Source organism: Nonomuraea sp. NPDC050451, from assembly GCF_044458585.1.
Genome location: NZ_JBITHZ010000011.1, coordinates 228,600 through 254,158 on the forward strand (window position 1 = coordinate 228,600; position 25,559 = coordinate 254,158).

At 73.3% G+C, this 25,559-nt stretch carries 27 protein-coding genes; 19 read left to right on the plus strand and 8 right to left on the minus strand.

The features are described 5' to 3' along the window. Entirely contained in the window at window positions 1-1,161 is a 1,161-nt protein-coding gene (locus tag ACIBI9_RS31420; RefSeq protein ID WP_397227101.1) for a sensor histidine kinase, read from the plus strand. On the opposite strand, the gene ACIBI9_RS31425 is transcribed toward ACIBI9_RS31420, so the two are convergent. Together ACIBI9_RS31425 and ACIBI9_RS31430 are read right to left on the minus strand one after the other, a co-directional pair. Next, a complete protein-coding gene (locus ACIBI9_RS31425) occupies window positions 1,162-3,975 on the minus strand; it encodes an NACHT domain-containing protein (protein ID WP_397227103.1) in 2,814 nt (937 codons plus the stop codon). A 74-nt stretch (window positions 3,976-4,049) separates the two neighbouring features. Next, window positions 4,050-5,915 carry a propionyl-CoA synthetase gene (locus tag ACIBI9_RS31430; protein WP_397227105.1) on the minus strand — a complete coding sequence of 622 codons (1,866 nt, stop codon included), beginning with the start codon at window positions 5,913-5,915 and terminating at the stop codon, window positions 4,050-4,052. 45 nt (window positions 5,916-5,960) lie between these two features. Between ACIBI9_RS31430 and ACIBI9_RS31435 the strand changes: the two genes are divergently transcribed. The 3 genes from ACIBI9_RS31435 to ACIBI9_RS31445 are packed head-to-tail and all read left to right on the plus strand — an operon-like array spanning window position 5,961 to window position 9,978. Beyond that, the gene (locus ACIBI9_RS31435; RefSeq protein WP_397227107.1) at window positions 5,961-6,599 is read left to right on the plus strand and encodes a DNA polymerase beta superfamily protein; all 639 of its coding nucleotides are present in this window, start codon (window positions 5,961-5,963) and stop codon (window positions 6,597-6,599) included. Continuing rightward, the gene (locus ACIBI9_RS31440; RefSeq protein ID WP_397227109.1) at window positions 6,596-7,345 is read left to right on the plus strand and encodes a DNA polymerase beta superfamily protein; all 750 of its coding nucleotides are present in this window, start codon (window positions 6,596-6,598) and stop codon (window positions 7,343-7,345) included. Before ACIBI9_RS31435 ends, ACIBI9_RS31440 begins: the two co-directional genes overlap by 4 nt. Further along, on the plus strand, window positions 7,327-9,978 hold the full coding sequence (locus ACIBI9_RS31445; protein ID WP_397227111.1) for an ATP-binding protein: 2,652 nt from the start codon (window positions 7,327-7,329) through the stop codon (window positions 9,976-9,978). The genes ACIBI9_RS31440 and ACIBI9_RS31445 overlap by 19 nt, the downstream gene beginning before the upstream one ends. Window positions 9,979-9,992: 14 nt before the next feature. On the opposite strand, the gene ACIBI9_RS31450 is transcribed toward ACIBI9_RS31445, so the two are convergent. Together ACIBI9_RS31450 and ACIBI9_RS31455 are read right to left on the minus strand one after the other, a co-directional pair. Continuing rightward, entirely contained in the window at window positions 9,993-10,766 is a 774-nt protein-coding gene (locus ACIBI9_RS31450; protein ID WP_397227113.1) for an arylamine N-acetyltransferase, read from the minus strand. Between the two features lie 36 nt (window positions 10,767-10,802). After that, on the minus strand, window positions 10,803-11,738 hold the full coding sequence (locus ACIBI9_RS31455; RefSeq protein WP_397227115.1) for a GNAT family N-acetyltransferase: 936 nt from the start codon (window positions 11,736-11,738) through the stop codon (window positions 10,803-10,805). 130 nt (window positions 11,739-11,868) lie between these two features. Here ACIBI9_RS31455 and ACIBI9_RS31460 point away from each other — a divergent pair, with 130 nt between their 5' ends. Together ACIBI9_RS31460 and ACIBI9_RS31465 are read left to right on the plus strand one after the other, a co-directional pair. Further along, on the plus strand, window positions 11,869-12,798 hold the full coding sequence (locus ACIBI9_RS31460; protein ID WP_397227117.1) for a hypothetical protein: 930 nt from the start codon (window positions 11,869-11,871) through the stop codon (window positions 12,796-12,798). A 174-nt stretch (window positions 12,799-12,972) separates the two neighbouring features. Continuing rightward, a complete protein-coding gene (locus ACIBI9_RS31465; protein WP_397227119.1) occupies window positions 12,973-13,488 on the plus strand; it encodes a hypothetical protein in 516 nt (171 codons plus the stop codon). Between the two features lie 22 nt (window positions 13,489-13,510). Here the strand turns inward: ACIBI9_RS31465 and ACIBI9_RS31470 are convergent, their stop codons facing one another. Beyond that, the gene (locus ACIBI9_RS31470; RefSeq protein ID WP_397227121.1) at window positions 13,511-14,305 is read right to left on the minus strand and encodes a class I SAM-dependent methyltransferase; all 795 of its coding nucleotides are present in this window, start codon (window positions 14,303-14,305) and stop codon (window positions 13,511-13,513) included. Between the two features lie 145 nt (window positions 14,306-14,450). Here ACIBI9_RS31470 and def point away from each other — a divergent pair, with 145 nt between their 5' ends. The 5 genes from def (at window position 14,451) to ACIBI9_RS31495 (ending at window position 17,879) form a co-directional block, all read left to right on the plus strand. Beyond that, window positions 14,451-14,990, plus strand: a complete 540-nt coding sequence (gene def, locus ACIBI9_RS31475) for a peptide deformylase (protein ID WP_397227123.1) — start codon at window positions 14,451-14,453, stop codon at window positions 14,988-14,990. 7 nt (window positions 14,991-14,997) lie between these two features. Next, window positions 14,998-15,618: a helix-turn-helix domain-containing protein gene (locus ACIBI9_RS31480; protein ID WP_397227125.1), complete on the plus strand. Its 621-nt coding sequence runs from the start codon at window positions 14,998-15,000 to the stop codon at window positions 15,616-15,618. Then, the gene (locus tag ACIBI9_RS31485) at window positions 15,611-17,017 is read left to right on the plus strand and encodes a pyridoxal phosphate-dependent decarboxylase family protein (protein WP_397227127.1); all 1,407 of its coding nucleotides are present in this window, start codon (window positions 15,611-15,613) and stop codon (window positions 17,015-17,017) included. The genes ACIBI9_RS31480 and ACIBI9_RS31485 overlap by 8 nt, the downstream gene beginning before the upstream one ends. Before the next feature lie 87 nt (window positions 17,018-17,104). Next, complete coding sequence (locus ACIBI9_RS31490; RefSeq protein WP_394501365.1) at window positions 17,105-17,521, plus strand: CBS domain-containing protein; 417 nt, start codon at window positions 17,105-17,107, stop codon at window positions 17,519-17,521. A gap of 10 nt (window positions 17,522-17,531) precedes the next feature. Further along, window positions 17,532-17,879 (plus strand): MmcQ/YjbR family DNA-binding protein, encoded by a 348-nt coding sequence (locus ACIBI9_RS31495; protein ID WP_397227129.1) that lies wholly within the window; start codon window positions 17,532-17,534, stop codon window positions 17,877-17,879. 4 nt (window positions 17,880-17,883) lie between these two features. Here the strand turns inward: ACIBI9_RS31495 and ACIBI9_RS31500 are convergent, their stop codons facing one another. Continuing rightward, a complete protein-coding gene (locus tag ACIBI9_RS31500) occupies window positions 17,884-18,108 on the minus strand; it encodes a 4-oxalocrotonate tautomerase family protein (RefSeq protein WP_397227131.1) in 225 nt (74 codons plus the stop codon). Window positions 18,109-18,200: 92 nt separating this feature from the next. Here ACIBI9_RS31500 and ACIBI9_RS31505 point away from each other — a divergent pair, with 92 nt between their 5' ends. Further along, window positions 18,201-18,659: a hypothetical protein gene (locus ACIBI9_RS31505; protein WP_397227133.1), complete on the plus strand. Its 459-nt coding sequence runs from the start codon at window positions 18,201-18,203 to the stop codon at window positions 18,657-18,659. Here ACIBI9_RS31505 and ACIBI9_RS31510 read toward each other — a convergent pair. Beyond that, window positions 18,646-19,593, minus strand: coding sequence for a phosphotransferase family protein (locus ACIBI9_RS31510; protein ID WP_397227135.1), 948 nt, complete (start codon window positions 19,591-19,593; stop codon window positions 18,646-18,648). The two genes, ACIBI9_RS31505 and ACIBI9_RS31510, sit on opposite strands and share 14 nt — an antisense overlap. An 8-nt stretch (window positions 19,594-19,601) precedes the next feature. Continuing rightward, complete coding sequence (locus ACIBI9_RS31515) at window positions 19,602-20,456, minus strand: hypothetical protein (RefSeq protein WP_397227137.1); 855 nt, start codon at window positions 20,454-20,456, stop codon at window positions 19,602-19,604. A gap of 88 nt (window positions 20,457-20,544) precedes the next feature. On the opposite strand from ACIBI9_RS31515, the gene ACIBI9_RS31520 reads away from it, so the two are divergent. From ACIBI9_RS31520 to ACIBI9_RS31550, 7 genes are read left to right on the plus strand one after another with little or no spacing between them, the layout of a single operon-like run. Then, the gene (locus ACIBI9_RS31520; RefSeq protein ID WP_397227139.1) at window positions 20,545-21,306 is read left to right on the plus strand and encodes a DeoR/GlpR family DNA-binding transcription regulator; all 762 of its coding nucleotides are present in this window, start codon (window positions 20,545-20,547) and stop codon (window positions 21,304-21,306) included. Beyond that, window positions 21,303-22,259 carry a 1-phosphofructokinase gene (gene pfkB, locus ACIBI9_RS31525; RefSeq protein WP_397227141.1) on the plus strand — a complete coding sequence of 319 codons (957 nt, stop codon included), beginning with the start codon at window positions 21,303-21,305 and terminating at the stop codon, window positions 22,257-22,259. Before ACIBI9_RS31520 ends, pfkB begins: the two co-directional genes overlap by 4 nt. A 32-nt stretch (window positions 22,260-22,291) precedes the next feature. Continuing rightward, a complete protein-coding gene (gene mtlA, locus ACIBI9_RS31530) occupies window positions 22,292-23,413 on the plus strand; it encodes a mannitol-specific PTS transporter subunit IIC (protein WP_397227143.1) in 1,122 nt (373 codons plus the stop codon). 3 nt (window positions 23,414-23,416) lie between these two features. Next, complete coding sequence (locus tag ACIBI9_RS31535) at window positions 23,417-23,725, plus strand: PTS lactose transporter subunit IIB (RefSeq protein ID WP_225963163.1); 309 nt, start codon at window positions 23,417-23,419, stop codon at window positions 23,723-23,725. Beyond that, window positions 23,718-24,146 (plus strand): PTS sugar transporter subunit IIA, encoded by a 429-nt coding sequence (locus ACIBI9_RS31540; RefSeq protein ID WP_397227145.1) that lies wholly within the window; start codon window positions 23,718-23,720, stop codon window positions 24,144-24,146. The genes ACIBI9_RS31535 and ACIBI9_RS31540 overlap by 8 nt, the downstream gene beginning before the upstream one ends. Next, window positions 24,143-25,147 (plus strand): zinc-dependent dehydrogenase, encoded by a 1,005-nt coding sequence (locus tag ACIBI9_RS31545; protein ID WP_397227147.1) that lies wholly within the window; start codon window positions 24,143-24,145, stop codon window positions 25,145-25,147. Before ACIBI9_RS31540 ends, ACIBI9_RS31545 begins: the two co-directional genes overlap by 4 nt. 10 nt (window positions 25,148-25,157) lie before the next feature. Beyond that, entirely contained in the window at window positions 25,158-25,439 is a 282-nt protein-coding gene (locus ACIBI9_RS31550; RefSeq protein WP_397227149.1) for an HPr family phosphocarrier protein, read from the plus strand. Window positions 25,440-25,559: the final 120 nt, after the last annotated feature.

The window sequence follows — 25,559 nt, forward strand, 5'->3', positions numbered from 1 at the left end:
ATGCGCCTGCGTTTCGCCCTGGTCAGCGCGGGCGTGTTCTTCGTGGTCGCCGCCCTCGCGCTGGTCGCCGTCTACTTCGTCGTCCAGACGACGTTCCAGTACCGGGCCTCCGTGTTCACCCCCGACCACATCAGCGCCCCGCGGACCGGCTACCGCGTGTGGTCCTCACGGTACGAGGACGGGTACGAGCTTGCCCGGGGGTTCGCGCTCCAGGTGCACGCCACCTACCAGACCAGCGTCCTGTCCAACCTGCGCACCGCCGGCGGGCTCGCGGTGCTCGCCGGCACCGGGCTGGCGTTCGGGATCGGCTGGCGGGCGGCGGGCATGGTGCTGCGCCCGCTCAGGAACGTCACCGACACCGCCCGCCGGGTCGCCCAGAGCCACAACCTGAGCGAGCGGATCGGCTACGACGGCCCCAAGGACGAGATCAAGGAGCTGACCGACGTCTACGACACCATGCTCGGCCGGCTGGCGCGCTCGTTCGACGGCCAGCGCAGGTTCGTCGCGAACGCCTCGCACGAGCTGCGCACCCCGCTCACGATCAACAGGACGCTCGTCGACGTGGCCGTGCGGCGGCCGGACGCGACCGACGACGTCAAGCGGCTCGGCGAGTCGCTGCTGCTGGTCAACGCCCGCCACGAGCGCCTGATCGACGGCCTGCTGGCGCTGACCGAGGGCGAGCAGGCGGTGCTGGACCGGCGGCCGTTCGACCTGGCGGACGTGGCCGAGCACGTGCTCGACCAGGCGGCGGCAGAAGCGGCCGAGCGGGAGGTGACCATGCACCGGCTGCTCGACCCCGCGCCGACGGCGGGCGAGGCGGTGCTGGTGGAGCGGCTGGTGCAGAACCTCGTGGAGAACGCCATCCGGCACAACCACGCGAAAGGTGAGGTGTGGGTCACGACGCGGCGGCGGGCCGATCGGGTCGAGCTGGTCGTGGCCAACTCGGGGCTGCAGGTGCCGTCGTACGAGATCGAGACGATCTTCGAGCCGTTCCGGCGGCTGCACGGCGACCGGCTGCGCTCCGACCGGGGCAGCGGGCTGGGGCTGTCGATCGTACGGGTGATCACCGAGGCGCATGGCGGCACGGTCACGGCCACGCCGAGGGACGAGGGCGGTTTGACGATCAGCGTGGAGCTGCCCGTCGGCTCCGAGACGTCCTGATCAGTCCAGTCCCTGGATCTCCCAGAGCGCCGTCTCCGGGATGCCCGCCTTGACGAGCTGCTCCCAGGTGCCCACCCGGTCGGCCGGGTCGGCGAGCATGGCGCGCAGGAGCGGCCGCAGCTCCGCGTGGTCGGCGCCGTCCTCGGTCCACATCGCGCCCAGGGCCCGGTGCATGGCCGGCGACCGGACGGCCACGGTCCGCACCAGCTCGTCCAGGATGGCCAGGCGGTCCCGGTAGGGCAGGAAGCGGCCCTCCCCCAGCGCCGCGACCAGCAGGTCGAGCAGGCGCCGGTGCCGGACCGTGTGGCCGGTGGCGACCGCGACGACGACGTCGCCCATGCCGCCGGTCTCCGCGCCGCCGAGCACGACGTCCTCCTTGCCGTCCTCGAGCACGCGGTGCGCCGACAGGGCGGTCACCAGCCCGGTCCAGCCCTCCTGCCCGAGCTGCCCCTTCCACAGGTGGCTGAGCGAGGACCACTGCTCCAGGTGGTCGGGCCCGGACAGGATCGACGACACACGGACCGGCTGCTCGGACGCGCAGACGATGAGCAGGGTGAGGTTGGCCGAGTAGGCGGCCAGGCGGCGGGTCATCGTGTGACGTACCGGCCTGAATCCGGTGAAGTGGCGGCGGGGCCGCTCGTGCAGCGACCGGCGCAGCAGCCCGGCCAGCAGCTCCACGCAGCGCTCGCGTACGGCGGAGGGCACCTCGTCCAGCAGCTCCAGGACGAACCCGACGATCGGCCCGCGCTCGGCCAGGCACGAGTGGGACGTGACCGCGTACAGCAGGTCGTCGTCCACGGCCTGCACCAGCGCGAGCGGCTCGTCCCCGGCCAGGCGGCGGCGCCGGTCGAGGTCGCGCAGCGCGTACATGGCCAGCCAGGCCACCAGGAACTCGCCGAACGTGGCGTGCAGGAAGGCGTGCCCGTTCCTGCGCACGAAGAAGAAGCGCTCGGTGGCCTTGCGCGCCCAGTCGACGCGGGCCTCCTCGTCGCCGGGGTCGTCCTCGCCGCCCTGGCACAGGGCGGGCAGGTCGCGGTTGAGCGCCTCGTCGGTGATGACCTGGCGGCCGCGGGACAGCATGGACAGGGCCACCGCGCCGAGTAGGACCAGCTCCTGGTCGATGGCCACCCGCCGCACGCCGCCGGTCTCGCGTTCGGTGTAGTCGCGCAGCAGCACCTCGTACAGGCGGGCGCGCCCGAGCGGGCCGTGGTCGTGCTGGAGCGCGTTGCTGCCCGCGTCGTAGAGGGCCAGCAGCAGCAGGAGCAGCGGCTGTCTGGCCATCTCGCCGTGGACGAGCGCCGCCTCGGCGGGCAGGGGCTTCAGGTCGCGGCGGGCGAGCAGGCCGCGGTTGCGCTGGCCCCAGATGTTGAGCCACTGCCGCACCTGGTCGTCGTCGAACGGCTGGAGCTGCAGCCCCAGCAGCCCCTTGGGGAACCGGATCCGGTCGGCCACCACCGTGCGGCTGGTCACGATCACCGCCACCGGCCGGCCCAGCTCCGCCTCCCTGGCCTGGAACTCCTGCACCCGTTCGAGGTAGTCGTGGCGGTTGACCCCGCCCTGGACCAGCTCGTCGAACCCGTCGAGCAGGATCACCGGCATCGCCCCGTCGGCGGCCGTCACCAGCTCGGCGTAGTCCACCTCCTCCCCCAGCATCGTGCCGAGGGCCTGCTCGACCTGCTCGGTGACGCTCGCCCGCACGGACACGCCGGCCAGCTCGACCCGGATCGGCAGGAACTCCGATCTGGCCAGCCGCGCGGCGAGCACCTCGGTGAGCTTGGTCTTGCCGGAGCCGGGCTCGCCCAGCACGAGCAGGGGCGCCTGGGTGGCGCGCAGCGAGGTCAGGTGGCCCACCAGGAACGCCTCGGTGTCGGGCAGCGACCGCTGCTCCTCCCACCAGCTCAGCTGCGCGGGCGCGGCGTCCTGGGTCAGCTCGGCGACCCGGAAGCGGGGGCTGAGGTAGCCCTCGCCGAGCAGCGGGAGCCAGACGTCCTCCGGCGACTTCCCGGCGTGCAGGAGGGGCTGGTCGAGCGCGTTGGCGGCCATCCTGGCCAGGTGGATCACGGGCCGGTCGCCCACCCGGGGCGGGGCGAGCTCAGCCAGCAGCCAGGCCACCCGCGACAGCGCCGTGGCGGGCGGCGGCTTCTCGGAGACGAGGCTGCGCACCCCGAACTCGTGGCTGTCGAGCGCCAGCGACCGGTAGTCCTCGTCGTAGATGCGCAGCGCGCGGGCGGGCGGGCCCTCGGCCAGCATGCGGGGCAGCAGGAGCTGATCGTCGACCGTCAGGTCGTCCCAGACGCTCAGCCCGCCCACGTATCCGGCCATGGCCTCCGACATGCGCTGGTAGGCACGTTCCACGGCGAGGCGGGTCTCGGAGTAGGGCAGGTGCGGCTCGGGCGTGGGCAGCCGCTCCAGCAGCAGGCTCGCCACCAGCCGGGCGAAGCGCTCGGCGGTCGGCACGCCGTGCGAGATCTTGCCGCCGCGGTCGAGCTGGTCGAGCGTGAACGGCAGCTTCGCCTCGCCGAACGCCTCGAAGTAGGCCGAGATGACGATCACCGCGTGCGCGGCGGCCAGCCGCTGGGTGCGGGTGAACCGGTCGACGCCGCTCTTCAGCTCGGGCATGCGCCGCACGACGTCCTCGCCGTAGCCGACGATGCTGTTGCGCATGTCCACCAGGCCCGTCGCGAGCTGCCCCGCCCCGGCCAGCGCCCAGCCGGTACGCGCCGCCGCCGCGGCGAACCCGACCACCTTGACGAGCCGGGCGTCCTTGCACCCGAGGATCCTCAGGGCATCGGCGTAGCTCGGGGTCTCGATCATGTACCTTCTCCCGGGACTGGGATGTCCCATCATGCGCTGTTCGGCCGGGCTTTCTGGCGGAAGTTACCGGGCCGTCATGTTCGCTTCACGGCCTCCTCGATCTCCGGCAACGCCGCGGGATCCTCGATCGTGGAGGGCGTGGTGTACGGGTTGCCGTCGGCGATGTCCCGCATGGTCGCCCGCAGGATCTTGCCCGATCGCGTCTTCGGCAGCCGGGCCACCACGACGGCGTGGCGGAAGGCGGCGACGGGGCCGATGCGCTCGCGCACCAGGGCGGTCAGCTCGCGCTCGATCTCCGCCGGGTCGCGCTCGGCGCCCGCCTTGAGCACCACGAACCCGACGGGGAGCTGGCCCTTCAGCTCGTCGGCCACGCCGATCACCGCGCACTCGGCCACGTCGGGGTGGGAGGCGATCACCTCCTCCATCGCGCCGGTCGACAGGCGGTGCCCGGCGACGTTGATCACGTCGTCGATGCGGCCCATGACGTAGAGGTAGCCGTCGGCGTCCACGTGGCCGCCGTCGCCGGTGAGGTAGTGGCCGGGGTAGCGCTCCAGGTAGGAGCGGGCGAAGCGGGCCTCGTCGCGGTAGAGGGTGGGCAGCGCGCCGGGCGGGAGCGGCAGCTTGACGGTGACGGCGCCGTCCACGCCCGGCGGGCACTCGTCGCCGTCGGGGTCGAGGATGCGTACGTCCCAGCCGGGGACGGGCTTGGTGGGCGAGCCGGGCTTGAGCGGCAGCGGCTCGATGCCGACGCAGTTGGCGGCGATGGGCCAGCCGGTCTCGGTCTGCCACCAGTGGTCGATGACGGGGATGCCGAGCAGGTCGGAGGCCCAGTGGTAGGTGTCGGGGTCGAGGCGTTCGCCGGCGAGGAAGAGGTAACGCAGCCCGGACAGGTCCCACTTTTTCGCGAAAATGCCGGATGGGTCCTCTTTCTTGATGGCCCTGATCGCGGTCGGCGCGGTGAACAGCGTGCGCACGCCGTACGTGGACACCACCCGCCAGAACGCGCCCGGGTCGGGGGTGCCGACCGGTTTGCCCTCGTACAGCACGGTCGTGCAGCCGGCCAGCAGCGGCCCGTACACGATATAGGAGTGCCCGACCACCCAGCCCACGTCGGAGGCCGCCCAGTAGACCTCGCCCGGGGCGGCGCCGTACACGTGGGACATGCTCCAGTGCAGCGCGACCGCGTGCCCGCCGTTGTCGCGCACCACGCCCTTGGGCAGGCCGGTGGTGCCCGAGGTGTAGAGGATGTAGAGCGGGTCGGTGGCGGCCACGCTGACGCACCCGGCGGGCTCGGCGTCGCGCACCGCCCGCGCCCAGTCGAGGTCGCGGCCCTCTTCGAGCTCGGCCAGGGCCTGCGGCCGCTGGAGGATCACGCATCCGGCGGGCCGGTGCTCGGCCTGCTCCAGCGCGGCGTCCAGCAGCGGCTTGTACGCCACCACCCGCGTCGGCTCTATGCCGCAGGACGCGGAGAGCACCACCTTGGGCCTGGCGTGGTCGATCCGCACGGCCAGCTCCCTGGCCGCGAACCCGCCGAACACCACCGAGTGCACCGCCCCGAGCCGCGCGCAGGCCAGCATCGCGACGACGGCCTCCGGCACCATGGGCATGTAGATCACCACGGTGTCGCCCGCCGTCACGCCGAGGTCCCGCAGCATGCCGGCCGTCCTGGCCACCTGGTCGAGCAGCTCGGCGTACGTGAACGTGCGGGCCGTCCCGGTCACCGGGCTGTCGTGGATCAGCGCCGGCTGGTCGCCGCGCCCGGCCGCCACGTGCCGGTCGACCGCGTTGAAGCAGGTGTTGAGCCGCCCGTCGGGGAACCACCGGCCGCCGGCCGTCACGGTCGCCGGCGCCACGTCCCAGGAGATCCCCAGTGCCGCCTCGGACCAGAAGTCGTCGGGTTGCCGGATGCTGCACCGGTAAGCCTCGCCATAACCGCTCACTTATCGATCAGACCAGTCCACGGCCCCATGGCGCAAGATATCCGGGTGACCGATGACATGATCCTTACCGTCGTCATGGGGTCGAGGGCGTACGGGCTGGAAACCGAAGCCTCCGACACCGACCGGCGGGGCGTCTTCGTGGCGCCGACGGCCGCGTTCTGGCGATTGGAGAAACCGGCGACGCACCGGGACGGGCCGCTGCCCGAGCAGTTCTCGTGGGAGGTGGAGCGCTTCTGCGTCCTCGCCCTGGAGGCGAACCCCACCGCGCTGGAGTGCCTGTGGTCCCCTATCGTGGAGGTGATCACGCCTGCCGGGCGGCGGCTGCGCGAGCTGCGCCGGGCCTTCCTGTCCGAACGGGCGCGGCAGTCGTTCGCCGGGTACGCCGAGTCGCAGTTCCGCCGGATCGACCCGGCCGCGCCCAAGTGGAAGCAGGCCATGCACATGATCCGGCTGCTGCTCAGCGGCCTGCACCTGATCCGCCATGGGGAGCCCCTGGTCCAGGTGGGGCCGCACCGGGAGCGGCTGCTGGCGATCCGGCGCGGCGAGGTGCCGTGGGCGGAGGTGGACGCCTGGCGGGCCGAGCTGGCCGCCGAGGTGGCCGCGGCCGGCAGCGTGCTGCCCGAGCGGCCGGACCGGGAGCGGGTGGAGGAGTTCCTGGTCGGCGTGCGGAAGGAGCACCTGTGAAGCTGCCCGGATGGCTGCCCGAGATCCCCGGCGAGCAGCCGTACCCGCTGGTGTTCGCGACGGTGAGCGGGGCGCACCTGTACGGGTTCCCCTCGGTGGACTCGGACGTGGACCTGCGCGGCGTGCACGTGCTGCCGGTGGAGGAGGTGGCGGGGCTGCGGCACGGGCCCGGGACGCTGGAGCGGATGTGGACGCGCGACGGCGTCGAGGTGGACCTGGTGACGCACGACCTGGCCAAGTTCTGCCGGTTACTGCTGGGCCGCAACGGCTATGTGCTGGAGCAGCTGCTGTCGCCGCTGGTCGTGGCGTCGTCGCCGGTGCACGAGGAGCTGGTGGCGCTGGCCCCGGGCTGCCTGACGCGGAACCACGCCCACCACTATCTGGGGTTCGCGCGGACGCAGTGGCGGCTGTTCAGCAAGCGCCTGGAGCTGAAGCCGCTGCTCTACACCTTCCGCGTGCTGGCCACCGGGACGCACCTCATGCGCACCGGCGAGCTGGAGGCCGACCTGACGCGCCTGTACGCGTACGGGCCCGCGTACCTGCCGAACCTGGTCGCCGCCAAGGTGGAGGCCGAGCACGTGCGCGCGCCCTCCACGCTCGGCCTGGAGGCGGACGTGGAGCGGATGACGGCGGCGCTGGAGGAGGCGCGTGACTCCTCCGCCCTGCCCGAGCGGGCCACGGCGGAGGCGGCGCTGCACGACCTGGTGGTGCGGGCGCGGGTGCGCGGGTGGGACTCCCGGACGTGACGTCGGCAGGCCGGGAACTGGTGGGCAGGAAAGACGCGCTCGGGGTCGTCGGCGGGGTCCTGGCGGCGGGGTCGGGGTGCGTGGTGGTGGAGGGGCCGGCGGGCATCGGCAAGAGCCGCCTGCTGGAGGAGGCCGCGCGGCGGGCGCGGGCGCGCGGGACGGCGGTGGCGCTCGGCCGTGCCACCGAGCTGGACCGGGTGGCCCCCCTGTCCACCCTCCTGCGCCCGCTCGCCTCCGACGGCGGGCCGCTGGGCACGGGGTTCGGGGGTGGCGGGTTCCGGCTGATCGAGCGGGTCGGCGAGGCGGTCGAGCGCTTCACGCGCTCCCGGCCGCTGGCGATCGTCCTGGACGACGTGCAATGGGCGGACGAGCTGACCTGCCTGGCGCTGCGGCAGCTCGTGCCGGGGCTGGCCGGGTCCCCCGTGGTGTGGCTGCTGGGACGGCGGCCGCTCCCCGAGCAGGAGGCGGTCGACCGGCTCATCGAGGAGGGCGCCACGCGTATGCCGCTGCCTCCGCTCGGCCCAGAGGAGGCGGCCGAGCTCAGCGCGCGCCTGATCGGCGCCGAACCCGGCCCGTCGGTGCTGGAGCTGGTACGGGGCAGCGGCGGCAATCCGTTCCTGCTGGAGGAGGTGCTGACGGGGCTGCGGGCCGAGGGCCGGATCTCGGTGCGCGGCGGCGTGGCCGAGGTCGTGGCGGGCGGCGCGGACCCGGTCATGGGCACGGTGGAGTTGCCTGCGGGGTTCGTGGCGGCGGTCGAGAGACGGCTGCGCGACCTGTCCGCCGAGGCGCGGCGGCTGCTGGAGGCGGCCTCCGTGCTGCGGCGGCCGTTCTCGGTGCACGAGGCGGCCGGAGTGCTGGGGGTGACGGCGGGGGCGCTGTTCGGGCGCGTGCAGGAGGCCGTGGGCGCGGGTGCGCTCGTCGGTGAGGGGGATCGGCTGGCGTTCCGGCACGACCTCATCCGCGAGGCCGTCTACGGCGGGCTCGGCGCGCCCATCAGGACGGCGCTGCACCGGGAGGCGGCCTCCGTGCTGCGGGCCGAAGGCCGGCCGCCCGCCGAGCTGGCCGAGCACCTGAGGCACGGGGCCCGCCGGGGGGACGCGGCGGCGATCCGGGAGCTGCGGGCGGCGGCCGAGGAGATGACGGCCGCCGCCCCTTCGGCCGCCGCCGACCTGATGCTGCGCGCCCTCGAACTGGCCCACCCCCGCGACACCGGGCCGGAGATCGCGGAGGATGCGGGGCTGATGGCCGGGGCCGTGCGACTGCTGGCTTCGGCGGGGCGGCTGGGCGAGGCCCGGGAGCTCGCCGACTCCCTGGGCGTTCCGCTCGCGGCGGCCGAGGAGGCGGGGGTCGCGCTCGGGCTGGCCGAGGCGCTCAAGCACGCCGGCGACGACCGGGGCGTCATCCGGCGGACCGGCCGGGTGCTGGGCCGCTCGGGCGTGCCGGGGCGGGAGCGGGCGCGGCTGCTGGCCGTACGGGCCCATGCGCTGATGATGACCGGCGAGATCGACGCGGCGGAGGAGGCGGCGGCCGGAGCGGTCGCGGAGGGCGAGGTGTTCGCCCAGGTGGTGGGGTTGCAGGCGCGATCCACCGTGGCGCTGTTCCGGGGCGACCTCGACGGCGCGCTGCGGCACGCCGAACGGTCGGTGGAGCTGGCCGACGCGGCGGGCGGCGAGGCGGCCCACCGGCATCCGCGGTTGTGGCTGGGCGCGGCGATGGCGGCGCTGGATCGGTTCGAGGAGGCCGAGGGCCTGTACGCGGTGGTCGAACGGGAGGCCGGGCGGCTGGGCACGGCGTGGGCGCTGCCGCTGCTGCACCGGTTCAGGGCCGAGCTGCTGCTGGCCTGGGGGCGGCTCGACGACGCGGCGGCCGAGGCCGAGGCGGGGCTGCGGGTGGCCGGGCAGCTCTCGGCGATGGCGCTGGCCCCGGCGCTGCTCGGCGTGCTCGGCCATGTGGCGCTCCTGCGGGACGAGACGGAGGCGGCGCGAGAGCACCTGGACCGGGGCCGCGAGCTGGCCGGGAAGGGGCCCGGCCTGGTGTTCGAGGAGCTGCGGTGGCGGCGCGACCTCCTCGACGAGGCGACGGGCCAGGCCGCCCCGTCCGGAGGCCCGCCTGGCGGCCCGTCCTATGGCGGGGCGCTGGCTTACCTGATCGTGCAGGAGCCGTGGACGGCGGCGCGGTGGCGGGGCGATCCGCGGGTGCTCGCGTGCGCGCGGGACCTCGCCCGCCGCAACCCCGGCGTCACGTCCCTGGCGGCCGGGCTCGCGCACGCGGAGGGAAGGCTGGAGGAGGCCATCGAGCTGTACCGGAACGCCCCGCGGCCGCTCGGGCTGGCGGGGGCCCTGGAGGAGGCGGGGCGGCGGGAGGAGGCTCTCGAGGTCTACCGGGCGTGCGGCACCGCCACGGGGAGGGTGCGGCGGGGCGCGACAGGGCGGGGGTGGGCGGCGCTGACGGACTCCGAGCTGCGCGTCGTACGGCTCGTCGCCCAGGGCATGACGAACCGGGAGGCGGCGGCCGCTCTGTTCCTGTCGCCGCACACGGTCGACAGCCACCTCCGCCACGCGTTCGCCAAGCTGGGGGTGAACAGCCGGGTGGAGCTGACCAGGCAGGTGCTGGCGCACGAGCCCGGCCAATGAGTCAGCCAGTGAGGTCAGCCCGTGAGGTCCGCCCGCAGCCTGGGGAGCAGTTCCCGCGCGTCCTCCTCGGTGATCTCGATCCCCAGGTGCTCGCGCAGCGCCTCGGCCAGCTCCGCGGCCGTGCTCGCCGCCAGGTCCTCGGCGCGGACGCGGGCGTCGGCCGTGGTGCGCTGGGCCAGCACGTGGTGGACGAACGGCGAGCGGGGGCTGTTGGCGACGTAGAAGTTGGCCACCTCGAAGTCGCTGGGATAGTGCGGCTCGTCCGGGCGAAACGCGTACAGCTCGGTCGGGCCCGCGTGCAGCACCCAGAAGTCGCCGTCCCGGCCCAGCCGCCACTCCCACGGGCCGGACCGCGCCGTCGCCCCGTCCTCGAAGGCGATCGGCACCACCAGCCCCTCCCCGCCGAAGCCCACGTCGGCCAGCCAGGTGCGGCCGTCCGCCTCGACGGTGAGCGTGGCGTGCGAGCGCGGCAGGTGGCGGCGGCCCAGCCGGATCCTGGCCAGGTGCCGGGTCAGGGCGAAGCCGAGGCGTTCGAGCGCGGCGGCGAACAGCAGGTTCTGCTCGTGGCAGTAGCCGCCGCGCCCGCCCGTGACGAGTTTGTCCTGGAGGCTGCCCACGTCGAGGGCGACGCCCCGGCCGAGGACCACGTCGAGGTTCTCAAAGGGGATGGAGCGCACGTGCGCCAGGTGCAGCGCGCGCAGCGTCTCATATGTCGGCGCGAGCGGGCCGTCGTGTCCGATCCGGGCCAGGTACGCCTCGAGATCGAGCTTGTCGATGTCCCATGTCATGGGATCGACGATCTCGTACGCGACGGCCCGCCCGCATCACGCGTTCACGGGATTCGGCGACAGGACGAGCCTGATGGCGAAGTTGTGGTACCCGGCGCGTTCGAACGCCCTGGCCATCGGCACGTTGCCGGAGTCCGTGTCCGCCCGGATCTGCTGGACGCCGTGCTCGGCGTGGACGCGGGTGATCTCGCCGAGCAGGTCGTCCACGTACCCGTGGCCCCGGTGCTCGGGCATCACGCCGAGGTAGCCGACCACGGGCCCGCCGTCGTTGGCCGACGGCAGTGCGACCCCGACGAGGTCCCCGCTCTTGTCGTACGCCAGCCGCCACCACGACCGGTCGCCCCGCATGGACCGGTAGTCCCGGACGTCCTCGCGCGCCTGCTCCAGGGCGTCCATCGTGACCAGGGCCTGCCGGGTGTGGAAGTCGAGCGTCCCGACGGCCACCCGGCGGAACGCCTCCACGAACACCTCGTCGTCGTCCTCGCCGCGGAAGACGAGCCGGTCGGACGGCTCGGGGACGGGCCCGGCCGTCCATTCGTAGCGGAGCCGTTCCAGCTCCTCGGTCAGCCCGGCGTGGCCGGCCGCCTTCCAGCGCCAGGCGATGGCCGCCGCGGTCTTCGGGTTGTCGCGCCAGCCGTTGGTGACGAACACGTGGTACTCGATCGCCTGCCCGTACGCGTCGTGGGCGCGGCGCAGCAGCTCGGCGGCCAGCCCCACGCGATCGTCCACCGAGGGATGGACGTACAGGCAGTCGAGCGCGAGGGGCTTGTCGCCGTCGGCGAAGCTCCACCAGACGGCGCGGGCCAGGATCTCGCCGTCGTCGGCGACGGCGAGCCAGATGCGGTCGTATCGGTAGTTGCCGCTCTCCAGGAACGAGAGCAGGCGTTCGGGATGCGCCCAGCTGATGGACTCGTCGACGACGCAGCCGAGCAGGCGGTCTAGATCACCCTCGACCGCGGGACGGAAAAGCACGTTTCCTCCGAGAAGTAGAAGCGGGCGCAGTGAGCGCCCGAAGCAGTGCAGAACATCTCAGCGCCTCCTTTCTTCCGACTTTTCGGCGTCATGGGGCACTGTAGCGGAAATATCGCGACAGGATGGGCTCGTGAGGTCCTACGACGACGACACCCTGCCCCTGCAGCCCCCGATCCGGCTGCCCGAGGAGGCCACGCTCGCGGCGGCCGTCCGTGCCGCTCCCCAGGCCGAGGAGCTGAAGCCGGAAGGCTCCGACGCGGAGGTGCTGGCCTTCTGGGCGGACCACTGCCGCGAACGGCTGGCCGCCGACGAAGAGCTGCTGCTGGAGCTCATCAGGATGTTCCTGTCGCGCGAGCCGCATCCGGGCAAGGCGCCCGAGGAGCTGACCGGTCTGGGCCTGGTACGCCAGGCGGAGCCGTACACGCTGAGCTGGCTCGGCCTGTGGGCGGCGCGGCTGGTCATCGCGGAGACGACCGGGCAGGAGGTGCCGGTCATCGGCTCGCTCGCCGACGCCGACGCCACGACGCTGCTGCACGGCCTGCGCTCCTACCCGGAGGCGGAACGCGGCGAGGAACTGGCCGGGTGGCTCAAGGGCCGGGACACGGACGCGGCGGCGGCCGAGATCGCCTCGGCGCTGGCCACGGTGAGCCCGCTCAGCCGGGCGGTCGGCGTCGAACTGCTGTCGTCGGACTTCGGCGAGGACGGGAAGCGGGCGCTGGCCGGGCTGCTGGAGGAGCCGGGGCTCGGGGCGGTGATCGCCACCAGGACGGAGCGCGAGGACCGCCCGACCGCCCCGGAGGAGATCGCCTGGGTGTTCGTGGACATGGCGGCGGCGCTGCTGGAGTTCGGCGGCGAGGCGGGCGAGGTGATCGAGTCGATCGCCATGGGGATGGACGCGGAGGAGCAGGCGGGGACGATCGCGATCCTGGCGTTCGGGGACCATCCGTGGACGGGGCAGGTGCTGCGGGTGCTCATCGACCACCACCCCGACGAGCGCGTCGCCGCCGCGGCCCGCAAGGCCCTGCGACGGCTGCACGGGCTCGCGGACCTGCGCGGCTGACCAGCGCCGGTGCGACGGCTGCACGGGCTCTAGGACCTGCGCGGCTGACCTGCGGCGGTGCGTGGCCGGCGCTCGTGGCTGACGGGCGCGGATGGCGCACCCGGGGATGGCCCGGGGATGGCCCGGGTGCGCCGGGTGCCCGGGACGGCGGCGGGCGGCGGTAGAGTCGGCCCGGTGACGACGCATGCGATCTCCCCGCAGACCGGCATTCTGGGTGACGCGTTCGCCTGCGAGTGCGGCGCCCTGCTCGCCGGGCGGATGACGGCCGAGCTGCACGCCGCCGAGAACGGCATGTGCTCGGTCTGCCTCGGATCCGGCCAGGAGGAGATGGCGCCCGGGCTGACGCACGGCTGCAGTGCGTGCGCGGCCACCGGGGGCCGCAAGGAGCAGGTCATCTGGCAGCTCGCCTACGCCGAGGCCGAGCACCTCATCACGATCGCCGTCGTACGCGGGATCGTGGCGAACTTCGACGGGCCATTTCACCTGTCGGAGGCCGCCGACGCGGTGCGGGCCGGGATGGGGCTGCCCGCCGGGCGGCTGCCGGTCGGCCCGCGGGTGCGCGACCTGCTGCTGGAGATGCAGGCGGCGGGCGAGATCACCATGCTGTCGGCGCCGGACGAGATGATCGGCTCGGACATGGTCCTCTACCGTGACCCCCAATGGCAGCGGGCCCGCACCCTGGGCCTCTGATCCCCGCCCGCGCCGGGCGTCGTCAGGCGCGGCAGATGATCTCGCCGTGGGCGATGGACAGCCAGCCGTCCTCGGCCTCCGCCCACTTCAGCCACCCCTGCGAGATCCACCGCAGGTCGGCCTCCGTGGCGGCGCCGGTCGACAGGGCCTGCTCGGCCATGGCCGAGCGCAGGATCCGGTCCGCCCACATCCCGCCCCACCAGGCCCGGTCCTCCGGCGTGGCGAAGCACCACGTCGATGAGGTGGCGGTGACGTCGGTGAAGCCCGCCGCCCTGGCCCACGACAGCAGCCGCCGCCCCGCGTCCGGCTCGCCGCCGTTGGCCCGCGCGAGCTTCTGGTACAGCGCCATCCACTCGTCCAGCTCCGGCAGCAGCGGATACCAGGCGAACGCCGCGTAGTCGCTGTCGCGCGCCGCCACGTACCCCGTCGGCTTGGTCACCCGGCGCATCTCCCGCAGCGCCCGCACCGGGTCGCCGACGTGCTGCAGCACCTGGTGCGCGTGGACCACGCAGAACGTGTCGTCGGGGAAGTCGAGGGCGTGCACGTCCGCGACGGCGAAGTCGACGTTGTCCAGCCCCCTGGCGGCGATCTCGGCCCTGGACAGCTCGAGCGTCTCCTCGCTCACCTCCGACGCCGTCAGGTGGCCGACCAGGCCCGCCAGGTCGGCGGCGATCGTGCCGGGGCCGCTGCCCACGTCCAGCACCTTCATGTGCGGCTTGAGGTGGGGCAGCAGGTACGCGGCCGAGTTCTCGGCGGTGCGCCAGCGGTGCGAGCGCAGCACGGACTCGTGGTGGCCATGCGTGTAGACGGCGTTCATCGGCAAACTCCTTCGTTTCCGCTCCGACGCCGATCACTCTAGCGCGCGTCTCATAATCCAAGAAGAAATGTCTTGGATATTGAGACGCCAGGAGACCGTACACTCTGTTGCGAAACGTTCGCAATTTCAGAGAGAGGCGTTGGTCGTGGGAGAGGTCCGGCCGATCGTGCACGTCGGAGATCCGGTGCTGCATCACCCGTGCGAGCCGGTCACCCGGTTCGACGACGCGCTGGCGGCGCTGGTGGAGGACATGTTCGCGAGCATGTACGCGGCCGAGGGCGTGGGCCTGGCCGCCAACCAGATCGGCGTGGCCCTGCGCGTGTTCATCTACGACTGCCCGGACGCCGACGGGGAGCACCACAAGGGCGTCGTCGTCAATCCCACCCTGGAGCTCCCCGGGGTGGGCGAGCGCCACCTCGACGCGGGCGACGAGGGCTGCCTGTCGGTGCCCGGCGAGTACGCGCCGCTCCCCCGCCCCGACCACGCCACCGTGCACGGGTTCGACGCCGCCGGCGAGCCCGTCACGGTCGAGGGGACGGGGCTGCTGGCCCGCTGCCTCCAGCACGAGACCGACCACCTCGACGGCTACCTGTACATCGACCGCCTTCCGGCCAAACGCCGCAAGCAGGTGCTGGCCGCCTACCAGGAGGCCCACTCCACTATCGCGGACAAAACACCGCTATAGTGGAGGAATGGAAGGCGAAGGGGTCCTGTCGAGCGGCCTGTCGATGGGCGAGCTCGGGCTGCGGATCCGCACGGAGCGGCGGGCGCGCGGGCTGACCGTCGAGCGGCTGGCCGCGCTGAGCGGCATCAGCCGGAGCATGGTCTCGGAGGTCGAGCGGGGCACCAAGACCCCGACGGTGCTGGTGCTCGACCGGCTGGCCACGGCGCTCGGCACGTCGATCGCCCGGTTGCTCGACGAGCCGGCGCACTCGGCGATGCGCGTGCTGCGCCACGCCGAGCAGCGGGTCCTGCGCGACCCGTCCGGCTGGGAGCGCCGCGTGTTGTCGCCGGTGCTGGGGGACGTGGAGTTCGAGTTCATGCGGACGACCCTCGGGCCCGGCGTGGACGCGGGCGAGTTCGCGCCGCACGCGCCGGGGTCGCGGGAGTACCTCGCGGTCGAGCTCGGCAGCCTGCGGCTGACGATCAACGGCAGGCCGTACGAGCTGGCGGCCGGCGACTCGGCCTACTACCCGGGCGACTGCCGCCACGCCTTCGCCAACGACGGCGCCGCCGACTGCGTCTACTACCTGGCGATGGAGCTGGGCGGCGCCGGACAGCACGAACCCTGGAAGGAGCCCTCCGATGGCTGACCTCCACCTCACCGACGTGGCCGCGGCGGCGGCGATCGCCGCCGAGCACCTGGCGAGCCTCGGCGAGCGGCCCGTGTGGCGGCCGGTGCCCGAGGCCGAGCGGGCCTGGCTGAGCGGTCAGGAGCTGCCCGAGCGCGGGCGGCCCCTCGGCGAGCTGCTCGAGGACGCCCGTACGCATGTGCTGCCGTACCCCATGGGCAACGGCCACCCCCGCTTCTTCGGCTGGGTGAACTCCCCGCCCAACCCCGCCGGCGTGCTCGTCGAGCCGCTGGCCGCCGCCCTCAACCCGAGCTGCGCCGGCGGCGACCACGCCGGCCCGCACCTGGAGCGCGCGGTGGTGCGGTGGCTGGCCGAGCTGGTCGGGTTCCCGCACCCGCCGGGCGGGGGGCTGCTGACCAGCGGCGCCTCCATGGCCACCGTGATCTGCCTGGCCACCGCCCGCCAGCGGGCCGCGCTCGCCGACGGCTGGGACGCCCGCGAGGAGGGCCTGTCCGGGCGGCCGCCCATGGTCATGTACGTCACCGAGGAGGGCCACAGCTGCCTGCACAAGGCCGCCCAGCTCCTCGGCCTCGGATCGCGGCAGGTCCGCGTGGTCCCGGTGGACGGCGCGTACCGGATGGACGTGGGCGCGCTCCGTACCATGATCGAGGAGGACCTGCGGGAGGGCCTGCGGCCGTTCTGCGTGGCGGGCAGCGCGGGCACCGTCAACTCCGGCGCGGTCGACCCGCTCGACGAGATCGCCGACGTGGCCGCCGAGCACGGGCTCTGGTTCCACGTGGACGGGGCGTACGGCGCGCTCGGCGTCCTGGCCGACGGCGCCGCGCCACACTACGCGGGCCTGGAGCGGGCCGACTCGCTGGCCCTCGACCCGCACAAGTGGCTCGGCGTCCCGGTGGGCTGCGGCTGCGCGCTGCTGCGCGACCCGGGGGCGGCGCGGGCCGCGTTCAGCCTGGTGCCGTCGTACCTGATCGACGACGACGCGGGCGATCTGGGCTGGTTCTCCGAGTACGGGCCCGAGCAGACCCGCCCGTTCCGCGCGCTGAAGACCTGGGCCACGCTGTCGCACCTGGGCCGCTCCGGCGTCGAGCGCCTGGTCAACCACACGACCGGGCTGGCCCGCACGCTCGCCGCCATGGTCGAGGAGGCCGCCGACTTCGAGCTGCTGGCGCCGGTCACCACCTCGATCACCGCCTTCCGCCACCGGCCCTACCCCGACGGGCTGGACGCGCTCAACCGGGCGATCCCGGGCGCGGTGCAGGCCCGCGGGAACGCGTTCATCACCGGCACCCGGCTGGGCGGCCGCGACGCGCTGCGCGCCTGCTTCCTGCACCCGGACACCACCGAGCGGGACCTGGCCGTCCTGCTGGAGGAGATCCGCCTGGCGGCCAAGACGCTCTAGCCGAACGCAGTAACCCGGCAAAGGCGGGTGAGCCCCGCATCCTGCCGGGTAGGGGGTCGGCCGGACCGATCAGGCAGGAGGATCCCCATGGCCGACACCGTGGCAGAGGTCATGACGTCCCACCCGGCGGCGGTCGAGGCCGACCAGCCGGTGTGCGTCGCGGCCGCGCTGATGCGCGACCACGACACGGGCGCCGTGATCGTCAACGAGAACGGGCGGATCCAGGGCATCATCACCGACCGCGACATCGCCGTGCGCGTCGTCGCGGCAGAGAAGTCCCCCCAGACGCCGGTACGCGAGGCGTGCAGCCCGTACGTCGAGGCCATCGATCCCGACACCACCATCGACCAGGCGGTGCGGATCATGCGCTCGCACGCCGTCCGCCGCCTGCCGGTGCTGGAAGACGGCCGCGCGGTGGGCATCGTCAGCCTCGGCGACCTGGCCCTGGAGCGCGACCCGCACTCGGCCCTCGCCGACATTTCGGCCGCGGAGGGCAACCAGTAACGTTTGCCGCGTGGTCACAGTCGACGATGTACGGCAGTTCGCCCGCACGCTCCCCCGCTCGTCGGAGCACCTCATCCGGGACCGGGTCAAGTTCCGCGTAGGCAAGATCGTCTACGTGGCGTTCTCGCGCGACGAGACGCAGATGGGCTTCGGCTTCCCGAAGGAGGAGCGCGCCGCACTGGTGGCGGCCGAACCCGACAAGTTCCTCATGCCGCGGGAGTCCGACCTGCGCTTCAACTGGGTGGTGGCGCGCATGGACGCCCTCGACCCGGCCGAGATGCGGGAGCTGGTCCTGGAGGCGTGGCGGATGTGCGTGCCGAAGAAGGTGCGCCTGGAACAGCAGGCCCGGGCCCGATAGCTCATCAGGGTCGCAGGCCGGCGGCCAGCGCCTTCACCTCAGCGGTCGTCACCGGCTTCCCGCCGACGCCCCAGTCGCCGCTCTTGACCTCCTCCACGATGACCAGGGTCAGCGGGCGCATGTTCTCGCCCTCGACGGCGACCATCGCGTCGGTCAGCTTCTCCACCATCTCGGCCTTCTGAGCGTCGCTGAACACGCCCTCGATGACCTTCACGTTGATCAGTGGCATGGTTGGTTCCCCCTATGGACGCCGACCTGCCCCTGCGCCTTCGGGGCAAACCCGGCTTGCCGCCGTGCCGCCCACCCGACAGCATGGCGATCATGACTGACAAGGACTGGGCGGGCTGGCATGACGCGTACGACGTGCCGGGCTCGCCCCTGGAACGGCGGCTTCAGGTCGTGCGGAAGCGGATCGCCGCCGCGCTCGACTCCGGGGCCGAGCGGGTGGTGAGCCTGTGCGCCGGCCAGGGCCGTGACCTGCTGCCGGTGCTCGCCGCGCACCCCAGGCGCGACCGGGTGCGGGCCCGGCTCGTGGAGCTGGACGAGCACAACGTCGCCGCCGCCGGGCGGGCCGCCCCTCCGGGTGTCGAGGTGGTGCGCGGGGACGCGGCGCTGCTCGGCGCGTACGCGGGCGCGGTGCCCGCGGACCTGGTGCTGGTGTGCGGCGGGTTCGAGCGGGTGGAGGTGGAGGGGGACGACGGGTACGGCGTCGGCGTCCACCGTTACGCGGGGCCGCCCGTCGCGCTCGATCCGGGCGCCCGCATGTTCACGTTCGTCTGACGTCCTGGAGGCGCCGCCGCAGCCACTGCAGCGACGCCTGGCCCAGCGCGGTGGCCATGCCGACCAGATGGCGGTCGGCGCCCGGCCCGGCATTCGCCGCCAACCGCACCAGGAAGCCGGCGTGCGCCGCGAGGAAGACGTCGATCGCCTCCGGTGGGAGGTCGCGGGTCAGCGGATGCTCCTGGGCGTACGCCTGCGGGTCCACCCCGCTCAGCGAGGCGCTCGACAGCAGGGTGAGCACGTCGCAATGCGGGGCCCCGACCCAGGCGTGGGGCCAGTCGACGGCGTGGACCCGATCCTGGGCGAGCATGATGTTGAACGGGTAGAGGTCTCCGTGGAGGAGCGTCTCACCCGTGAGAGACGGGGCAGCCGCCTCCTCGAGCGCGATCAGGTCGTCGAGATGATCGCTCGCCCACCGAGACAACGGGGCGAGCCGTCCGGCGCCGCCCTCGTCCGCCAGCGCGCGCCACCCGCCGAGCCGTGGCCGTGCGAGCACGGCCGGGTCGATCGGCGACGGGGTCAGCATCTTTGCCAGCCTCGTCGCGGCCGCGAGCACCCGGTCGAGCTCGTCGCCCTCCCACGGCTGGGCCGGCAGCCGCCCCTCGATGTCCTCGAACACCAGGGCCACCCACGTGCCGTCGTCATGGGCGTGGAGCAGCCGCGGCGCCGGCACCCCGTCGGGGAGCCGCCGGGAGACCTCGATCTCCCGGCGGTGGAACCGCGCCACTCCGGGCGCCACGAGCGAGCTCGCCGCCTTGACGAACGCGCGACCGCCGTCGGCGAGGCGCAGCCGGGCGGCCACTCCCTCGGAGAAGCCGCCCGGCTGGCTGGTCGCGCTGATCACCTTGCCACCGAGCAGCTGCTCGGTAGCCGTCCGCACCTCGGCGGGCATGTCGTCCCAGGTGATGCGCTGACCTCCGGTCGCGTGCGGCATGCCCGCCATCAGGAGAGGCCGCGGTACAGGTCACCCGTCAGCTTGGTGATGCGGGAGACCGAGGACGCCCACGCGCCGCCCGCCGGGTGCGCCGTCAGCACCGCCATCACGTACCGCTCGTTCTTGCCGGCCAGCCCCGTCGTGTGCAGCACCGGGCGGCCGTAGTCGGGCACGCCCGAGCCGGTGGCGCGCTGCGCGATCCACGAGATGGGCGCCCCGACCGCCCGGGCGCCGGAGCACCGCGTGGGCGGCGTGTTGCCGAACCCCGACCAGCCCTGCTTGACCGCCCACGGCCGGGGCACCGCGTCGGGGATGCCGAACGTCTGGTCGAAGCCGTCGGTGCCGCACGGCGTGGACTGCCGCAGGTGCCCCAGGATCGTGTCGCGGACCCTGGCCTCGGCCCTGTCGAGCAGGTAGCGGTAGGTGCGCACGATGTCGTACGCGCTCAGCGAGGTGTAGCCCCAGAAGCCGGGCTTGGAGGCGGGCGGCGGCGCGGTGTCGGACAGGCCGAGCTTGCGCGCCATCCGCACGATGATCTGCCCCTTGCCGGCGCGGTCCCAGAACGCCGAGGCCGCGTCGTCGTCGCTGGAGCGCAGCATGACCTTCAGCAGCCGGGCGTCGGCGGCCGGCACGCTCTTGCGCCGCTCCAGGTAGTCGATCGCGATGAGGATCTTGACGACCGAGGCCGAGCGGAACTTCCGGTGCGCGTTACGCGTGGCCACGAACTTGCCCGCCTGCCGGTCGAACACCAGCCACGACGCCGTCGTACCCGCGGGCACCCGCGGAGCTGCCTGGGCGGGCGCGGCGAGCCCGACGACAAGGGGTAGGGCCGCCACCGCGGCGGCCAGGGGCTTCCTTCGCATTCGCCTATACCTACCAAGCCTTGACCCGGCCAACAAAGCGGGTATAAACAAAGATGAAACCAACCCGAAACGGCGGTGAACCAACATCATGTACGCCGAGGAACGGCAGCAGGAGATCCTGCGGAGGGCGCGCGCCGCGGGCCGCGTCGACGTGGTGACGCTGGCCGCCGAGCTCGACGTGACCACCGAGACGATCCGCCGCGACCTGACGTCGCTGGAGCGGGCGGGCGTGCTGCGCCGGGTGCACGGGGGCGCGATCCCCGTCGAGCGCCTCGGGTTCGAGCCCGCGCTGGCCGCCCGCGACGAGATGATGACGGCCGAGAAGGAGCGCATCGCCAAGGCCGCGCTGGCCGAGCTGCCCGAGGACGGTTCCGTGATCATCGACGCGGGCACCACGACGGGCCGGCTGGTCAAGGTGTTACCCGCCGACCGCGAGCTCACCGTCGTGGTGAACTCGCCGCCGCTGGCCACCGCCCTGGCCGCCCGCGCCAACCTGCACGTGATCATGCTGGGCGGCCGGGTGCGCGGCAAGACGCTCGCCACGGTCGACGACTGGGCGCTGCGCCCGCTGGCCGACCTCAACGTGGACGTGGCCTTCATGGCGGCCAACGGCTGCTCGCTCGCCAGGGGCCTGACCACGCCCGACCCGGCGGAGGCGGCGATCAAGCGGGCCATGGTCAAGGCCGCCCAGCGCAGCGTGCTGCTGGCCGACCACACGAAGTTCACGAACACGTACCTGGCCAGGTTCGCCGGCCTGGACGAGATCGACGTGCTCATCACCGACACCGGGCTGGACGTCGCCCTCGCCGCCGACCTGGCGGCGGCGGGCCCGGAGGTGATCCGGGCATGATCCTCACCCTGACCCTGAACCCCAGCCTCGACCGCACCATCGAGATCGCCGCGCTCGACCGGGGCGCCGTCATCCGCGCCGCCGCCGCCCACCTCGACCCGGGCGGCAAGGGCGTGAACGTCTCACGCGCCCTGCTGGCCAACGCCGTGGCGAGCCGGGCGGTGGTGCCGTTCGGCGGCGACGAGGGCCGGCAGCTCGTACGGCTCCTCGCGGCCGAGGGGCTCGACATGGTCACCGTCCCGGTGGCCGGCCCGACCAGGTCGAACGTCACCCTGGCCGAACCCGACGGCACCATCACCAAGATCAACGAGCCGGGCACGGCACTGTCGGCCGACGAGCTGGACACGATCGCCGACGCCGTGCTCGCCGCCGCCCACGAGGCCGACTGGGTGGTTGCCTCGGGCAGCCTGCCGCCCGAGGTCCCGGCCGACGTCTACGCCCGGCTGTGCCGCAGGTTCGCCGGCGCGGGCATCCACGTGGCGGTCGACACCAGCGGCCCGGCGCTGGCCTGCGCGCTCGGTGCCGCGCCCGCGCTGGTCAAGCCGAACCTCGAGGAGCTGTCCGCCGCCACCGGCATGCTCATCCGCTGCCTGGGCGACGTGGTCGAGGCGGCGGGCAAGCTGCGGGCCGCGGGCGCGCGTACCGTGCTGGCCAGTCTGGGCGCCGACGGCGCCGTCCTCGTCGAGGAGCAGGGCATCTGGTACGGCGAGGCCGCCGTCACCGAGCCGCGCAGCTCGGTCGGCGCCGGCGACGCCATGCTGGCCGGTTTCCTGGCCGCCGGCGGGCGCGGCCCCGACGCCCTGGCGCGGGCGCTGGCCTGGGGGGCCGCGGCGGTCCGCCTGCCCGGCAGCCGCATGCCCGGCCCCGCCGACATCGACCCCGTCGTCGTCGCCGTCCACCCGCCCGACCCGTCCCGTCCCCTCGCCTCTCCCCTGGTCCCGCACAGCGGCTGATCAACTGCTCATCCCCCCGAAGGAGCAAGTCCATGGCCGACAGTTACACACCCCCGGTCACCGGCACCGGTGTCAAGGCCACCATCCAGCGCATCGGCGGCCATCTGGCCGGCATGATCATGCCGAACATCGGCGCGTTCATCGCCTGGGGCCTGATCACCGCGCTGTTCATCCCGACCGGCTGGCTGCCCAACGAGACGCTCGCGAAGATGGTCAGCCCGATCATCTCGACCCTGCTGCCGATCCTCATCGCCTACACCGGCGGCCGGATGGTCCACGGGCAGCGCGGCGCCGTCGTGGGCGCGGTGGCGGTGATGGGCGTCGTGGTGGGCACGGACTCTCCGATGTTCCTCGGCGCCATGATCATCGGCCCGCTCACCGCCTTGATCCTGAAATATGTGGACAAGTTCACAGAGCAGCGGACCAAGGCCGGCTTCGAGATGCTCGTGGACAACTTCTCCGCCGGCATCGTGGGCGGCGCGATGGCCGTGGTCGGGATGTTCGGCATCGGCCCGATCGTCCAGACGGTCACCACGGCCGCGGGCAACGCGGTGAGCTGGCTCATCGGCCACAACCTGCTCCCCGTCGCCTCCGTGCTGATCGAGCCGGCCAAGGTCCTGTTCCTGAACAACGCCATCAACCACGGCGTGCTCGGCCCGCTCGGCGTCGCCCAGGCGGCGGAGACGGGCAAGTCGATCCTGTTCATGCTGGAGTCGAACCCTGGGCCCGGCCTCGGGCTGCTGCTGGCGTACCTGCTGTTCGGCCCGCGCGAGCTGCGCCCGAGCACGCCCGCCGCCATGATCATCCACTTCTTCGGCGGCATCCACGAGATCTACTTCCCGTACGTGCTCATGAAGCCCCGCCTCATCCTCGCGGTCATCGCGGGCGGCGCGGCCGGCGTGTTCACGTTCATGGTCACCGGGGCGGGCCTGGTCGCCACGCCGTCGCCGGGCAGCATCTTCGCCTACATCGCGGTCACGCCGAAGGGCGGCTGGCTCGGCTCCAGCCTGGGGATCCTCGTGGCCACGGGCGTGTCGTTCGCCGTCGCCGCGATCCTGCTCGGCTTCGGCAGGGGCGAGAAGAAGGACGAGCCGGAGGGCTCGCAGGAAGCCGTCACCGAACCCGCCACCGAACCCGCCAACAGGGAGGCCTGAGCCATGGCCGGCATCGACAGCAAGGACATCCACAAGATCATCGTGGCCTGCGACGCGGGGATGGGCAGCAGCGTGATGCTCGCCTCCACGCTGCGCAAGCAGCTCAAGGACACCGGCGTCAGCGTCGAGCACACGCCCGTCAACTCCATCCCCGACGACGCCGACGTGGTCCTGTGCCACGCCGGGCTGGCCGCCCGCGCCAGGGCCGCCGCCCCCGGGAAGGTCCTGGTCTCGTTCCAGATCTTCCTCGGCGACCCGGCGGTGACCCGGCTGGTGAACACCATCAAGAACGGCGGCACCGTCGATGCGTGACGGCCTGCTCGACCCGCGGGCCGTGCTGCTGCACGAGAGCGCCCCCGACCGCGCCGCGGCCATCCGCCGGTGCGGGCAGGCGCTGGTCGAGGTGGGGGCGGTCGCGGAGCCGTACATCGAGGCGATGCTCGAACGGGAGCGGACGATCTCCACGTACGTCGGCGAGGGCGTGGCCATCCCCCACGGGACCAACGCCTCCAAGGAGGACGTCCAGCGCGACGCCATCTGCGTGGTGCGCTTCCCCGGCGGCATCGACTGGGACGGCGAGCAGGTCACGCTCTGCGTCGGCATCGCGGCCAAGGACGACGGGCACGTGCCGCTGCTGGCGGCGCTGGCCGAGATCCTGCTCGACCCCGACCGCGCCAGGACGCTGCGCGAGGCCACCGAAGTCTCACAAGTGATGAAGGAGCTCACAGCGTGAAAGTCGCCAGATTCCACGCTCCCGGCGACATCCGGATCGAGGACGCGCCCGAGCCCGTCGCGGGGCCCGGCGAGCTGAAGATCCGCGTACGGAACTGCTCGACGTGCGGCACGGACGCCAAGATCCTCAAGTTCGGGCACCACCACATCAGGCCGCCGCGCGTGATGGGCCACGAGATCGCCGGCGAGGTCGTGGACACGGGCGAGCGGGTGCAGGTGATCGCCGCGATCCCGTGCGGCACCTGCCCGGAGTGCCTGCGTGGCCGCCTGACCGTCTGCCCCAACCAGGAGTCGATGGGCTACCACTATGACGGCGGCTTCGCCGAGTACATGGTGATCCCGGCCAAGGTGCTGGCCGTGAACGGCGTCAACGCCATCCCGCCGGGCGTCGGCTTCGCCGAGGCGTCGGTGGCCGAGCCCCTCGCCTGCGTGCTCAACGGGCAGTCGCTGGCGCGCGTGGGGGCGGGCGACGACGTGGTGGTGATGGGCGCGGGCCCGATCGGCTGCCTGCACGTACGCCTCGCGCGGGCCCGCGGCGCCGCCCGCGTCTTCCTCGTGGACGTCAACCCGCAGCGCCTGGCGATGGCCGCCGAGCTGGTACGCCCGGACGCGGCGATCGACGCGGACCCGGTCGAGCAGGTGCTCAAGCTGACCGGCGGGCGCGGCGCCGACGTGGTGATCACGGCGGCGGCCTCGGGGGTGGCGCAGGAGCAGGCGGTACGGATGGCGGCCCGGCAGGGGCGCATCAGCTTCTTCGGCGGCCTGCCCAAGGACGACCCGCTCGTCACCCTGGACTCCAACCTCGTGCACTACCGAGAGCTGACCATCGTCGGCGCCAACGGCTCAAGCCCCGCCCACAACGCCGAGGCGCTGCGGCTCGTAGCCTCGGGGGACGTGGTGGTGTCCGACCTCATCACCCACCGGCTGCCGCTGCCCCGGGTGCTCGACGGGATCGACCTCGTCAGCAGGGGCGCGGCCATCAAGGTCACTATTGAGCCCTAGGAGGTTCGAGATGGCACAGCGAACGGTGATCGTGGCCTCTGCCAGCGGCCTGCACGCCCGGCCCGCCAAGCTGTTCGTGCAGGCGGCGGCACGGTTGGGGGTGCCGGTGACGGTGCGGCTCGGGGAGAGGTCGGTCCCGGCGAAGAGCATGCTCGGCGTGCTGTCGCTGGGGGCCGTGCACGGGACCGAGGTGACGCTGGAGGCGGACGGGCCGGGGGCGGACGAGGCGCTGGACTCGCTGGTGGCGCTGCTCTCGCGCGACCTCGACGCGGAAGAGGCCCTCGATGCCTGACCCGACCCCTCCCGGCCTCTCTGACCCGGCCCCTTCGGGCAGCGGTCGTCCTGACCCGGCCCCTTCTGGCAGCGGTCCCTGGGCGGGTGCCGGCGGGCGCCTGATCGGCCTCGGGGTCAG